At 45.9% G+C, this 13549-nt stretch carries 12 protein-coding genes; 11 read left to right on the top strand and 1 reads right to left on the bottom strand.

Annotated elements, in window-relative coordinates; translation table 11 throughout:
• The first annotated feature begins 267 nt into the window (after nt 1-267).
• The 4 genes from ACTSEZ_RS00005 to ACTSEZ_RS00020 all read left to right on the top strand — a co-directional run bounded on the left by ACTSEZ_RS00005 (nt 268) and on the right by ACTSEZ_RS00020 (nt 6614).
• Nucleotides 268-840 (top strand): TetR/AcrR family transcriptional regulator, encoded by a 573-nt coding sequence (locus tag ACTSEZ_RS00005; RefSeq protein ID WP_369732118.1) that lies wholly within the window; start codon nt 268-270, stop codon nt 838-840.
• Between the two features lie 75 nt (nt 841-915).
• Entirely contained in the window at nt 916-3267 is a 2352-nt protein-coding gene (locus ACTSEZ_RS00010) for a YhgE/Pip family protein (protein WP_369732120.1), read from the top strand.
• Between the two features lie 156 nt (nt 3268-3423).
• Nucleotides 3424-4437 carry a LacI family DNA-binding transcriptional regulator gene (locus tag ACTSEZ_RS00015; RefSeq protein ID WP_369732121.1) on the top strand — a complete coding sequence of 338 codons (1014 nt, stop codon included), beginning with the start codon at nt 3424-3426 and terminating at the stop codon, nt 4435-4437.
• 113 nt (nt 4438-4550) lie between these two features.
• A complete protein-coding gene (locus ACTSEZ_RS00020; protein ID WP_369733046.1) occupies nt 4551-6614 on the top strand; it encodes a catalase in 2064 nt (687 codons plus the stop codon).
• 424 nt (nt 6615-7038) lie between these two features.
• Here the strand turns inward: ACTSEZ_RS00020 and yhfH are convergent, their stop codons facing one another.
• Complete coding sequence (yhfH, locus tag ACTSEZ_RS00025) at nt 7039-7173, bottom strand: protein YhfH (RefSeq protein WP_081870260.1); 135 nt, start codon at nt 7171-7173, stop codon at nt 7039-7041.
• 192 nt (nt 7174-7365) lie between these two features.
• Between yhfH and ACTSEZ_RS00030 the strand changes: the two genes are divergently transcribed.
• The 7 genes from ACTSEZ_RS00030 to ACTSEZ_RS00060 all read left to right on the top strand — a co-directional run bounded on the left by ACTSEZ_RS00030 (nt 7366) and on the right by ACTSEZ_RS00060 (nt 13520).
• Nucleotides 7366-8106: an MBL fold metallo-hydrolase gene (locus ACTSEZ_RS00030; protein WP_369732122.1), complete on the top strand. Its 741-nt coding sequence runs from the start codon at nt 7366-7368 to the stop codon at nt 8104-8106.
• A gap of 12 nt (nt 8107-8118) precedes the next feature.
• Nucleotides 8119-9108: a lipoate--protein ligase gene (gene lplA / locus ACTSEZ_RS00035; RefSeq protein WP_369732124.1), complete on the top strand. Its 990-nt coding sequence runs from the start codon at nt 8119-8121 to the stop codon at nt 9106-9108.
• Nucleotides 9109-9302: 194 nt separating this feature from the next.
• Complete coding sequence (locus tag ACTSEZ_RS00040; protein WP_369732125.1) at nt 9303-10859, top strand: fatty acid--CoA ligase family protein; 1557 nt, start codon at nt 9303-9305, stop codon at nt 10857-10859.
• Between the two features lie 22 nt (nt 10860-10881).
• The gene (locus ACTSEZ_RS00045; RefSeq protein ID WP_369732126.1) at nt 10882-11652 is read left to right on the top strand and encodes an enoyl-CoA hydratase-related protein; all 771 of its coding nucleotides are present in this window, start codon (nt 10882-10884) and stop codon (nt 11650-11652) included.
• 283 nt (nt 11653-11935) lie between these two features.
• A complete protein-coding gene (locus ACTSEZ_RS00050; protein ID WP_369732128.1) occupies nt 11936-12487 on the top strand; it encodes a helix-turn-helix domain-containing protein in 552 nt (183 codons plus the stop codon).
• Nucleotides 12488-12505: 18 nt separating this feature from the next.
• Complete coding sequence (locus ACTSEZ_RS00055) at nt 12506-13225, top strand: AzlC family ABC transporter permease (RefSeq protein WP_369732129.1); 720 nt, start codon at nt 12506-12508, stop codon at nt 13223-13225.
• Complete coding sequence (locus ACTSEZ_RS00060) at nt 13215-13520, top strand: AzlD domain-containing protein (protein ID WP_369732130.1); 306 nt, start codon at nt 13215-13217, stop codon at nt 13518-13520. Before ACTSEZ_RS00055 ends, ACTSEZ_RS00060 begins: the two co-directional genes overlap by 11 nt.
• The last annotated feature ends 29 nt before the right edge of the window (nt 13521-13549 follow it).

The raw sequence follows: 13549 nt of genomic DNA on the forward strand, positions 1-13549 counted from the left end.
CGCTTCTCTTATTAAAGACGTTCAAAAAACGGTGTGCGGGAGGAACCTTGACAGTTTCGTTCATATCAGGAGGCTCCAGGCACTCCCCGCGGAAAGCAAGTGACTGGAGCGAAAGGGAACGGGTATAATTTCAAACACATTGCGCATGAATATATGGCCGCAATTTTCTCTGCAACAGCAGTTGCTTCTTTAAAAAATGTATGATATATTTCTTTTTGTACTAAATGACCAAAATTGTCATTCGGTCATTTTTAGGAGGTGAGAGGATTGAGCGTGGACCGTAAACAGCTTATTTTAGAAGCAGCAACAAGATCATTTACCCACTATGGCTACAAGGCAACGACAATGGATTCTGTTGCCAAGCTTGCAAATGTGGGAAAAGGAACGATCTATACCTTCTTTAAAAACAAGGAAGAGCTGTTTGATGAGATTGTCTCATCTTTGCTGACGGAAATGCGGATTGCTGCTGAAGAGGCGATGGATGAGGATCTTCCATTCTTTGAAAATGTTCACCGTGCCCTGTACAATCTGCTTGAATTTCGCAAAAAGCATCAATTCACGATTAAGATTTTTCAGGAAAGCACAGATGTCGGGACACCTGCCGTTCAGGAAGTCGTTCAGAGGCTTGAAAAAATGATCCTGCAGTTTATCGCTGCTAAAATAGAAGCAGCTGTAAATAAAGGAGAACTTCGAGAGTGCAACCCTGAAGTAACAGCATTTGTGATGCTGAAACTGTATATTTCTCTCATTTTTGACTGGGAAAAGAACCATGAACCGCTTGAGAAAGAAGAAATTGCGCATTTATTTGAATTATACTTACTCAAAGGATTATCAACATAGATGGTCCTATCTTTTTGCGGAGGAGTGACCAATTGAACAAATTGGTCAATATGTATTAAATTAGGAGGAAATGCAATGAGTTTAATGGCTAAAGAGTGGAAAGCGTTAGTTTCCAACAAAAAAGTGCTGATTCCGGTCCTTGCTGTTTTATTCATCCCGCTCATGTATGCAGGGATGTTCCTTTGGGCGTTCTGGGATCCGTATGAGCAGCTTGATCAGCTTCCTGTTGCCGTAGTCAACGAAGATACTGGAGCAGATTATGATGGAACAGAGCTTCAGATTGGATCTGAGCTTGTTGATAATTTGAAAGCAAATCCAAAGTTCAAATGGAAATTTGTTTCAAAGGATGAGGCTGTGAGAGGCCTTGAAAACGAGCAGTACTATATGATGATTGAAATACCCGAGAATTTTTCGGAAAATGCGACAACACTGATGGATGAAGATCCTCAGTCACTTGAGCTGAAATATGTTCCGAATGAAGGCTTTAACTTTTTGTCAGGGCAAATTGGCGGAACCGCAGTTGCTCAAATTAAAGAAGAAGTCTCAAATACGATTACAAAAACCTATGCAGAAAGCATCTTTGAAAACATTGACAAGCTTGCAGACGGACTTGGCGATGCAAGTGATGGAGCAGGCAAGATCAATGAAGGTGTCGTCGATCTGAAAGGCGGTTCAGCTGAGCTGAAAGAAAAGCTTGAGCTGCTTGCAGGAAAATCGATTACGTTTAAGGACGGATTGAATGACGCTTCTGCCGGAGCAAAAAAACTGGCAAACGGAGCCCAAAAACTGGACAGCGGTCTTGGACAGCTTCAGGACGGAAGCGGGAAGCTCTACAGCGGTTCTGTGAGCGCTGAAAAAGGAGCTGCCCAGCTGAACGAAGGTCTTGGAACCTCTCTGTCCGGAATGAAAGAGCTTCAAAGCAATGTTCCGAAACTTACTGCGGGGTCAGAAGAGATCAGTGCCGGAGCAGGAGAATTATCCGGAGGCCTTAACCGACTTTCTGACGGAAGCACGGCATTAGCTGCCGGAGCAGGAGAATTATCTACAGGGCTGGATAAGCTTTCTGCCGGTAATCAGGCTGCCTATAAAGGAGCCGGAGAACTCTCTGCAGGCCTGACTCAGTTAAATGACCAGCTGGCAGTCATGCTGCCGCAAATCGAGAAGCTTCCTCTTCCGGAAGCTGAGAAACAAAAACTGATTGAAGCGGCAAAAGGCGTCAGCCAGCTTTCTGAAGGAAGCAAACAGCTGGAGTCAAGTCTCGGACAGCTTTCTGCGGGAGCTGCCGATGCACAAAAGGGAGCATCTACTCTTGCAGGTAAAAGTGCAGAACTTTCAGCAGGAGCCGGAGAGCTTCAGGTAGGTGCTTCCAAGCTTTCAAAAGGTTCTTCTGAACTTGCAGCAGGCCAAAAGAAAGCAGAAGAAGGCATCAATCAGCTTGTGGCCGGACAGGAAAAACTGTATGCAGGCTCAGGTGATCTGCTGAATGGGCAAAAACAATTAACCGAAGGACAAAAGACCTTTAATCAGGAATTCGCGAAAGCAAAAGCCGGCTCAGCTGAACTTGCTGCCGGAAATAGTGAACTCGGTTCCGGAATTTCAAAGCTTGCTGAAGGGTCAAGTGCGCTTCAGGACGGCACAAACAAGCTTGCTGACGGTGCCGGAAAAGTGGACGACGGCGTCGGCAAACTCTCTGAAGGGACAGGCGAACTGTCATCTAAACTTGGTGACGCAGCAGAGGAAACAAAAGATGCCGGAGGCTCTGACGAAACCTATGACATGATTTCAGAGCCGGTAAAGGTAAAAGATGAAAAAATCAACGCCGTTCCAAATTACGGAACCGGTTTTGCACCATACTTCCTGTCTCTCGGACTATTCGTAGGAGCCCTGCTGCTTTCCATCGTATTCCCGTTAAGACAGGCAGCCGGAACGCCTAAGAGCGCAATTGGCTGGTTCATGAGCAAGTTTGGTGTACTGGCTGCAGTCGGAGTCATCCAGGCTTTGCTATCTGATGCTGTTTTACTCTATGGACTTGATATCGAAGTACAAAGTGTTCCATTGTTTATTTTATTCAGCATCATCACAAGCATAGCATTCCTTACACTGGTACAATTCTTTGTGACATCACTAGGAGATCCGGGAAGATTTGTGGCTATTATTATCCTGATTCTTCAGCTTACTACAAGCGCCGGAACATTCCCTCTGGAATTGATTCCAGAGCCATTGCAGATCTTTAATGCATGGCTGCCGATGACCTATACTGTCTCAGGTTTTAAAGCGGTCATCTCATCAGGTGATTACAGCTACATGTGGCAGCAGGCAGGTATCCTCGGCATCTTCATCGCAGCGATGATTGCAGGAACCATTGCCTACTTCTTCGTGGCCATCAGAAAAAACAAGAACAGCCTCACAGAGGAAGCTGCAGCATAACCTTAAACACCCGAAGCAAAAAGCTTCGGGTGTTTTTGTAATGGAAAAATCTATAAAACTATTATTGAAAGCCCTTACATTTTAACATATAATAGAAAAATGAGAACGATTTCACCGTGGGTACGCTGTTCGTTCGCAAGATGAGGAGGAGTGAACGTGTCAACAATCGAGGATGTTGCCAGACTTGCAGGACTGTCAAGGACCACTGTTTCCCGGGTCATCAACAATCATCCGTACGTTTCCGATTCGAAGAAAAAGGTTGTCTTAGAAGCAATGGATGAGCTTGGATATGTTCCGAATTCATCTGCAAGAAGTCTTCGAAATCAAAAAACTGAAATTATTGCTGTTTTTATACCGCGGGTGCTGAATCCTTTTTTCAGCCAGTTTATCGAATCACTTGAAATGGCGTCGTCAGCCAGGAACTATCAGCTGATTGTTTGCCAGACTCAATATTCCAAAACAAAAGAGCTCACCTATTTAAACCTTCTTAAAACAAAGCAGGTGGATGGTGTGATCCTTGCATCCCTGGAGAACGACTGGAGCAAAATCGAGCCATTCACAGATTACGGTCCGATTGTTCTTTGCAATGAGTTTGAAGAGGATGCGTCTGTGCCGATGATCAGGCTTGATCAGACGTTTGGCGGATACATAGCAACCAAGCATCTGATTGAACAGGGGCATACCCATATCGGCTATTGCTGCGGCGGGCACAGAAGCAACGTTGCCAAAGAGCGGGAAAGAGGCTTCAGGCAGGCACTGAAGGAAGCGGGATTAACGTTTGATGAAAACGCCGCATTCCGGAATGCATTTAATATTGAAGATGGAAAACGTGTTTTTCATGAGCTGGCTGCTTTGGAGAATCGGCCGTCCGCTCTTTTTACCGGAGCAGATGAAGTGGCTGCAGGAGTCATCTCTGAAGCGAAAAAAAACGGCTGGAGCATTCCTTCTGACCTTGCAGTTGTGGGCTTTGATAATCAGGCCATCACAGAACTGCTCGACCCCATGATTACAACCGTACAGCAGCCTGTCTGCGAAATGGCCCAAAAAGCCATGGACATCATGATTGAAAAAATAAACAGAAAATCATACGCTGCCCGTGAAATCTATCAGTTTCCGCTGAAACTGATTATAAGAGATTCAACGGCCGGTAAAAAGCTCGCAAACGTTTAATAGAGTAAGGCACCAGCCTGTGGCTGGTGCCTTTTTATGTGCATACGCCTTCAATGTTTACTGGAAAGAAAATTGTGGTAATTCAAAAGGGTGACTATTACTGTACGGAAGGGATGAGAAATTTGGACAAGCAGAGCAAAAACAGCAAGGATGAGCAGCTGGAAGCATACCGGGTTGATGATAAAGACGGGAACATGACGACAAATCAGGGACTTAAGGTTTCAGATGACGAGCACTCTCTTAAGGCAGGCGACCGCGGACCGACCCTGATGGAGGACTTTCATTTTCGGGAAAAGATGACCCATTTCGACCACGAGCGGATTCCGGAGCGGGCTGTCCATGCAATGGGCTACGGCGCACACGGGTATTTTCAGGTTTACGAGCCGATGAAAGAATTTACAATGGCGGGATTTTTGCAGGACCCTTCTGTCAAAACACCTGTATTCGTGCGGTTTTCAACGGTGGCGGGCTCTAAGGGGTCGGCAGATACGGTCAGGGATGTCAGGGGATTTGCCGTTAAGTTTTATACGGAAGAAGGAAACTATGATCTCGTCGGGAACAACATCCCAGTTTTCTTCATTCAGGATGCGATTAAATTTCCGGATCTCGTCCATGCGGTAAAGCCGGAGCCTCATAATGAAATGCCCCAGGCCTCATCTGCTCATGACACCTTCTGGGACTTCATTGCCAACAATCAGGAATCTGCACACATGATGATGTGGGCGATGTCTGACCGGGCAATACCCCGCAGCTACCGGATGATGGAAGGGTTTGGCGTACATACTTTCAGGTTTGTCAATGAAGAAGGAAAAGCGCGTTTCGTAAAATTCCACTGGAAACCGAAGCTCGGCGTTCATTCGCTCGTATGGGACGAAGCCCAGAAGCTTGCCGGAAAAGATCCTGATTTTCACAGAAGAGATCTTTACGAATCCATCGAGAACGGTGACTATCCAGAGTACGAGCTTGGGGTTCAGATGATTGAGGAAGAGGACGAATTTAACTTTGATTTTGATCTTCTTGACGCAACAAAACTGTGGCCGGAGGAAATCGTCCCAGTCAAAATCATCGGCAAAATGACGCTCGACCGCAATCAGGATAATGTATTTGCCGAATCCGAGCAGGTCGCGTTCCATCCGGGACACGTAGTGCCGGGCATCGATTTTACAAATGATCCGCTGCTGCAGGGGCGCCTCTTTTCCTATACAGATACACAGATTACAAGACTTGGCGGTCCGAACTTTCACGAGATTCCGATCAATCGTCCTGTCTGTCCGTTTCATAACAATCAGCGGGACGGCATGCACCGCATGACCATAAACCGCGGGCAGACGGCCTATCATCAGAACTCGCTTGCCCAAAATGCTCCGCGTCCTGCTGCACGCGAGCAAGGAGGATATGTCCACTATCAGGAAAAAGTGGATGGACGGAAGATCCGCCAGCGCAGCGAGAGTTTTAAAGACCATTTCTCACAGGCAAAGCTGTTCTGGAACAGCATGTCAGAAGTTGAAAAGCAGCATATGATCACGGCCTTCCGTTTTGAGCTCGGCAAAGTAAAAAGCAAGAGCGTTCAGCAGCAGGTCGTTAATATGATCAGCTGCATTGACAACAGACTTGCCGGTGAAGTGGCTGAGGGGATCGGCGCTTCGGTTCCGAATGAGCAAACGGAGTCTGGCGTCACACTTGAGTCACCTGCACTGAGCCAGGAAAAAACGGTCAAAGTTCCCGATACGCGTAAAGTGGCAGTGCTTGCCGAAGACGGCTACGATTCGGCTTCCCTGAACGCTTTTATTGGTAAAATGAAAGAAACAGGCATGATGCCTGAAGTCATCAGCCATACGCTGAGCCCGCTGAAAAGTGAGGGCGGCGAAGAGCTTGAGGTTGATCATACCTTCCTCACAAGTGATTCCATACTGTTCGACGCTTTTTATGTAGCGGGCGGGCAGAAGAATAAAGAGCTCCTGCTCGGCAAAAAAGACGCCGCAGCATTTCTAAAAGAAGGATTCAGTCACTTTAAGCCAATTGGAGCCGCCTATGAAGCTGCAGAAGTACTTGAAGCAGCGGGAATCGCTAATGGTCCCGGCGTGATTGTAGCAGAACAAACACAAGATCCTGCGGTATTCTCTGATGCATTTATCAGTGCCGCAGCCGAGCACCGTCATTGGGACCGGGAAGTATGATGGGAGAGACACTGAGATTTTTCAGTGTCTTTTTTTATTTATAGTAAAGCTTTATTGCAGCACTTTATTAATCATGGGGAGATGAGAAAGTGCTGTAAACGAAGGTTAAGAGCACAAACGTGATGATAGAAAAAGGAGAAAGTGCTGTTAGCGGCGGTTAAGCGCACAAACGGGGTTATGGGAAAAGGAGAAAGTGCTGTTAGCGGGGGTTAAGAGCACAAACATGATGATAGAAAAAGGAGAAAGTGCTGCTACAGGGAGTTAAGAACACAACCGCGGTTATGGGAAAAGAAGAAAGTGCAGCTGCAGGCAGTTAAGAACAGAAACGCGAGTATAGACAATCGGGAAAGTGCTGTAAATGTTCGCAAAAAAAAGAAAGGACAATGAGTCCTTTCTCAAAAATATAGGTATAGGATTGGTATGGTTACAGGCTGCCGACGTTCATGCACTTATCGCATGTATTGCCGTAGCACTCGTGCTGCTCTTCAATCTTTTCCCCGCACTCAAGACATTTTTTTGCCGGCAGGTTTTTGAAAAATTCAGTCATTTTAACTAACATTGGTATCCCCTCCAAGTTGTTATTACACTCATTGTATTATAACAGATGGAGGTATGTCAACATCTGTTTTGTAACAATGTGCTTCTTTTCAAAAAATGGGCTGCTGTCTGCAGGTTTAGAGGCGCCGCAGCTTGCGCTTGCCAGCGAAAAATGGGTATATTGTAAGATAGGAATGAGCGAGGGAGGATTCACATGAAAATAACGGTTGTTGGTTTTTGGGGAGGATTTCCTGCTGTTAATGAAGCTTCTTCAGGCTATCTGTTTGAATCAGATGGTTTCCGGCTCTTAGTTGACTGCGGAAGCGCGGTTTTATCCCAGCTGCAGAATTACGCAAAACCGGAAGAACTTGATGCGGTGATTCTGTCTCATTATCATCATGATCATATTGCTGATGTAGGGCCGCTGCAATTTGCAAGACTTGTTGGATCCTTTATGAATAAAAGCAGCAGGACGCTGCCTATATACGGCCATTCAGCTGATGCAGAAGCATTTGCAGGGCTTACATACAAAGAAGTAACTGCAGGAAAGGCCTACAATCCGGAAGAACCAATCCAGATTGGACCTTTTACCATCCGTTTTATGAAAACAAAGCATCCGGTAGACTGTTATGCGATGCGGATTTCCGATGGTTCAGCAGAAGTAGTTTACACGGCTGACTCAAGCTACAGGGAAGAATTTGTTCCTTTTTCAAAAGATGCAGATCTTCTGCTTTGCGAATGCAATTTTTACGGGGATATGGACGGCTCGTCTGCCGGGCATATGAACAGTCTTGATGCCGGGAGACTTGCTGAGCGTGCCTCGGTAAAAGAATTGATCCTGACGCACCTTCCTCATTTCGGAACAGTGGCAAATCTCGTAAGTGAGGCTAAAACGATCTACAAAGGTCCCGTCCGTCTTGCAGCATCTGGCCTGCAATGGACGAAGGGCAATTAGGAGGAAAAGTACATGCTGTTTATTGATAATAAAGGAATCACAGATCCGAGAATCAATCTGGCAATCGAAGAATATTGCCTGAAAAATCTCGATCCTGAGCAATCGTATTTGCTTTTTTATATTAACGAACCTTCCATTATCATCGGGAAGAATCAAAATACAATAGAAGAAATCAACACAAAGTATGTGGAAGAGCAGGGTCTTCATGTTGTGCGGAGGCTTTCAGGCGGGGGTGCGGTTTATCATGACCTTGGCAACCTGAACTTCAGCTTTATTACAAAAGATGACGGAAACAGTTTTCACAATTTCAAAAAATTCACTGAACCCGTGACGCGTGCATTAAAGCGTCTTGGTGTAGATGCGGAGCTTAGCGGCCGCAATGATATCCTTGCTGAAGGCAGAAAGATTTCAGGAAATGCCCAGTTTTCTACAAAGGGCAGAATGTTCAGCCACGGAACGCTGCTGTTTGATTCGGAAATGGAAAATGTCGTGTCCGCACTGAAAGTGAAAAAGGACAAAATTGAATCAAAAGGAATCAAATCCATTCGGAGCCGTGTGGCAAACATCAGCGAATTCCTTGAGGAAAAAATCACGATAGAGGAATTCAGAGAACTGATTCTGCGCTACATCTTTGATACAGACGGCGAAATTCCGCAATACGTTTTAACAGAAGCGGATTGGGAAAAAATCCATGCTCTGTCTGAGGAACGCTACCAGAACTGGAACTGGAACTACGGCAAATCGCCATCCTTTAACCTCCAGCATTCGCACCGCTTTCCGATCGGACAGATTGACATCCGCCTGGAGGTGAAGAAAGGTAAGATCGAAAACTGCAAAATCTTCGGAGACTTCTTCGGAGTAGGTGACGTTGAAGAGATCGAAAACCTTCTTACCGGCCTGCAATATGACCGTTCTTCCATTGAAACGGCTTTGAGGGACACAGATATCAAGTATTATTTCGGCAATATTGAAAAAGAACAATTTATCGAGCTTATCTATTGATTACGTAAGGCGTCCTTTTTTAGGGCGCTTTTTTATTGTTGGGCAGGTGATATACGTTCACAATTCAGCAAATTTCTCCCTCATCCGCCAAGCCGTTTGTTGAGAATTTTTCCGTCATAAAATATAATAGATTTATAGTTTTAAATTTTTAGAAAATGAATGGCTGTTCATTCATTTTCGCAAGGGGTGGGAGAATGAATTTACTATCACAGCTGTCTCTGTCTGCACAGAAGTACGGAGGCAAGCCGGCGTTTATTTTTGAAGGGAAAGAAACGTCGTACGGGGAACTTGATGTGCTGATCAGCAAATTTGCTGACAGTCTGCAGCAGCTTGGGGTCAAAAAGGGGGATCATCTTGCGCTTGTACTTGGCAATTCTCCGTATTTCGTGATTTCTCTTTACGGGGCAATGCGTGCGGGAGCTACGGTCATACCAATCAATCCAATTTACACACCGGATGAAATCGGGTACATATTGAACAACGGTGATGTAAAGACAATTGTCACACTGGATGTGCTGCTGCCGCTATTTGAAAAAATGAATGGGGTTCTGCCTCAGGTCGAGCACATTATCTCATGTGAAACACCGCCCTCAGAAGCAAAGAGCGGATTTGAAGTGTCTTCGCTTTCAATCAGCCCAAAATTGAAATCGTTTACAAGCATTGTGGCCCAGGCAGGCGCAAACCCTGCTGAAGTTACGCTTGAGGACGATGACACGGCTGTCATTCTCTATACATCAGGCACGACAGGAAAGCCGAAAGGCGCTATGCTGACGCACAAAAACCTATACAGCAATGCACGTGATGTAGGTTCTTACCTGAAAATGAACGACGGAGACAAAGTCGTAGCGACTCTACCGATGTTCCACGTGTTCTGTCTGACGGTTTCGCTGAACGCGCCGCTGATCAGCGGTGCAACGCTGCTGATTGTTCCGCGCTTTAGTCCTGCTGAAATCTTTAAGCTTGTAAAAACGTATGAAGCAACTGTTTTTGCAGGAGTACCAACGATGTATAATTTCCTTCTTCAGCATGAAGGCGGGGACAAAGAGGATTTAAAAACGCTGAGATTGTGCATTTCCGGCGGAGCTTCGATGCCGGTTGCTCTTTTAAAAGGCTTTGAACAGAAATTTAATGTGGTTGTGTCGGAAGGCTATGGTTTATCGGAAGCTTCTCCTGTCACCTGCTTTAATCCGCTGGACCGTCCGAGAAAGGCAGGATCCATCGGGACAAACATTTTAAACGTTGAAAATAAAGTGGTGAATGAGCTTGGCGAGGAAGTGCCTCCAGGACGGGTAGGGGAACTGATTGTCAAGGGCCCGAATGTCATGAAGGGCTACTATAACATGCCTGAGGAAACAGCCCATACAATCCGCAATGGCTGGCTTTATACAGGCGACCTTGCCACAATGGATGAAGAAGGCTATTTTACAATTGTTGACCGCAAAAAAGATATGGTCATCGTCGGCGGCTATAATGTGTATCCCCGTGAAGTTGAGGAAGTTCTCTACAGCCACCCGGGTGTAGTGGAAGCTGCGGTTGTCGGCGTGCCTGACCCGAATCAGGGAGAAGCGGTGAAATGCTTTGTTGTTGTAAAAGACAAATCGCTGACAGAAGAAGGCCTGAAAGCGCACTGCCGTGAGCATCTGGCGAAGTATAAAGTCCCTGGCTCCATTGAATTCCTGGAGGAACTTCCAAAAAATACGACTGGAAAAATCCTGCGCAGAGCGCTTAAGGATCAAGTTCTTCAAAAATAGTCGGGGGGAGGGGAAGTCTGTTTTGACAACTATTCTATATACGGTAGAAAAGAATCTTGCGGTCGTCACGCTGAACAGACCGGAAGTGTTCAACTGTTTCAACTACGAAACGCTTCTTCAGCTTGAGGAGGCAGTAGAGGATATCCGGACAAACGAAGAAGTAAGGGCCGTTATTTTTACAGGATCAGGAGATAAAGCCTTTTGTGCCGGAGCTGATTTAAAGGAACGAAAAACGCTGACTGACCAGCAGGTGAAACGGAACCTCTTTAAAATAGGTGAAGTTTTCATGAAAATAGATTCACTTCCTCAGCCAACCATTGCCGCCATTAACGGCTATGCATTCGGGGGCGGCATGGAGCTTGCCCTTTCATGCGATTTCAGAATTATTGCTGAGGGAACGTCAGTGGGCCTAACAGAGACTGGACTTGGAATTATTCCGGGTGCAGGAGGAACGCAGCGTCTTCCGAGAATTATTGGGGAGGCGAAGGCGCTGGAGCTGATTTTGACTGCGAGGAAAATCACTTCGGAGCAGGCAGCAGCCTATGGACTTGCCTTAAAAACAGCTCCGAATGCTCTCGAAGCTGCTAAGGAGCTTGCTGAGGAAATTCTTAAAAATGCGCCAATAGCCCTGCAGCAGGCAAAGTTTGCCGTCAAACAGGGAATGAATGCTGATCTTCAGACAGGCCTTCATATTGAACGCAAAGCATATGAAGTGACTATTCCAACGGAGGACCGTCTTGAGGCATTAGCAGCCTTCAGTGAAAAAAGAAAACCCGTTTTCAAAGGAAAGTAAGAAAAAGCAGCCGGCCGGCTGCTTTTTTTGTTTAGCAAATAATAAAGAAGAATAGGGCTGTGGATAACATAACAAAGTTATCATCGGCAAGCGGAAGCGCTTAAATCCTCAGTCAGAACAAATCCGTCAAAAAAGTCAAACCCGGACTTTTCCGCCGGATTCTTATCTGCCTATCGGATCTGTCCAAGGCGCTTGCGCTTTTGTTCTTGTGTCTGAATATTTCCTATTGTTCAAAATATTATACAAATGTATACTATAAAAAACATATTGAAAGGAATTAGATATGAAATCCTTGCAGGAGCAGATTGGCTACAACTTAAAAAGCATCCGGAAAATGCGGCAGTACAGTCTTGATCAGCTTTCGGGCGTCACAGGAGTGAGCAAGGGGATGCTTGCCCAAATTGAAAAAGGGCAGTCAAGTCCGACCGTCAACACGCTGTGGAAAATTGCTAACGGTCTTGGGGTTTCTTTTTCATCGCTTGTTGAAGAAGAGACCGCCGGCATATCGATTATCCGTAAAGTGGAAAAGACCGCTTTGCAGGACGTAAACGAGAAGTATCGTGTATTTCCTTATTTTCCTTATGATCAGCAGAAAAAGTTTGAAGTGTTTCTTCTTGAGCTTCTTCCGGGCTGCAGACATGTTTCGCAGCAGCATTTGAGCGGAGCGGAAGAATACGTGTTTGTCAGTGAAGGGGAAATGGCTGTTTCAATCGGAGACGACCACTATGAACTGAGATTAGGAGATTCAATGAAATTTACAGCTAACCGGGAGCATGTATATGAAAATAAGACAGAAGCCGTTTCATCATGCTTTCTGCTTATCTATTATCCATAGAGGAGAGGAGTCATCAGGATGGCGGAAACAGCGTTTATAAGAAAACAGACGCACTTTTCAGAGGGAGTGGCAGCGGGGCTCAGCATTGCGATAGGGTATATGCCGGTGGCGCTGACATTCGGTCTGCTTGCGGGGGATACAGGTCTGACCCTTTCTGAAACGGTGATGATGAGCATTTTTGTGTTTGCAGGTGCCGCCCAATACATATCGCTCAGCCTGCTTGCGGCAGGCACGGGCATTTTTGAAATTGTTTTTACGACGTTCATTGTGAACATCCGGCATTTCTTAATGTCAGCCTCTCTGAATGAAAAAGTGGAGGAGGACAGTCTTTGGAAAAAGGCGCTTTACTCGTTTGGCATCACGGATGAAACTTTTTCTGTAGCTTCTGTTAAAGAGGGAGCGGTATCTGCGGGATATATGTTCGGGCTTATTTTTATTTCATACTCAAGCTGGGTTGTTTTTTCCGGCGTCGGTCATTTGATTGGCGCAAATCTTCCGGAAACTCTGCAGGAAAGTATGTCTGTTGCGCTGTATGCAATGTTTATCGGGCTGCTCGTCCCGTCAATGAAAAAGCAGCGGAAGGTCGTCTTTTTAGCGGGCACGGCAGCCATTTTTAATGCCGTTTTCTATCTGACAGGATCTCTTTCAACAGGCTGGTCAATTGTCCTGTCCACCCTGTTATCCGCTGTCTTAGTTGAACTTGCTTATTCAAAGGGGGCCAAGCGGCATGTTGAGTAATATGATGATGATGATCCTTGGAATGGCTATAGTAACCTATCTCCCAAGAATGATTCCGCTTGTTGCGCTGAGCGGTATAGATCTGCCGCCTTTTGTTCAGAATGTATTGCGGAATGTTCCGTTTGCAACGCTCGGAGCCCTGATTGTGCCCGGTGTCTTTTTTATTCAGGAGGATATTTGGTTTGGGGCAGTTGGCGCAGCGGCAGCTTTTGCAGTCGCTTATCTAGGTGTGAATGTCATCATTGTCGTCATGAGTTCCATTTTAACCCTTATCGTGTACGGACTCTTGTTTTAATCCGGACGAATAAGTTCTAACTCTGCCGT

The organism is Metabacillus mesotrionivorans (assembly GCF_052171315.1).
Taxonomy (GTDB): Bacteria; Bacillota; Bacilli; order Bacillales; family Bacillaceae; genus Bacillus_P.

Excerpts from the sequence above, each read along its gene's own strand:
- ACTSEZ_RS00020 (WP_369733046.1), top strand. The coding sequence starts at position 4,551 with ATGAGAAATTTGGACAAGCAGAGCAAAAACAGCAAGGATGAGCAGCTG.
- ACTSEZ_RS00050 (WP_369732128.1), top strand. The coding sequence starts at position 11,936 with ATGAAATCCTTGCAGGAGCAGATTGGCTACAACTTAAAAAGCATCCGG.
- yhfH (WP_081870260.1), bottom strand. The coding sequence starts at position 7,173 with ATGTTAGTTAAAATGACTGAATTTTTCAAAAACCTGCCGGCAAAAAAA.
- lplA (WP_369732124.1), top strand. The coding sequence starts at position 8,119 with ATGCTGTTTATTGATAATAAAGGAATCACAGATCCGAGAATCAATCTG.
- ACTSEZ_RS00040 (WP_369732125.1), top strand. The coding sequence starts at position 9,303 with ATGAATTTACTATCACAGCTGTCTCTGTCTGCACAGAAGTACGGAGGC.
- ACTSEZ_RS00010 (WP_369732120.1), top strand. The coding sequence starts at position 916 with ATGAGTTTAATGGCTAAAGAGTGGAAAGCGTTAGTTTCCAACAAAAAA.
- ACTSEZ_RS00030 (WP_369732122.1), top strand. The coding sequence starts at position 7,366 with ATGAAAATAACGGTTGTTGGTTTTTGGGGAGGATTTCCTGCTGTTAAT.
- ACTSEZ_RS00060 (WP_369732130.1), top strand. The coding sequence starts at position 13,215 with ATGTTGAGTAATATGATGATGATGATCCTTGGAATGGCTATAGTAACC.
- ACTSEZ_RS00055 (WP_369732129.1), top strand. The coding sequence starts at position 12,506 with ATGGCGGAAACAGCGTTTATAAGAAAACAGACGCACTTTTCAGAGGGA.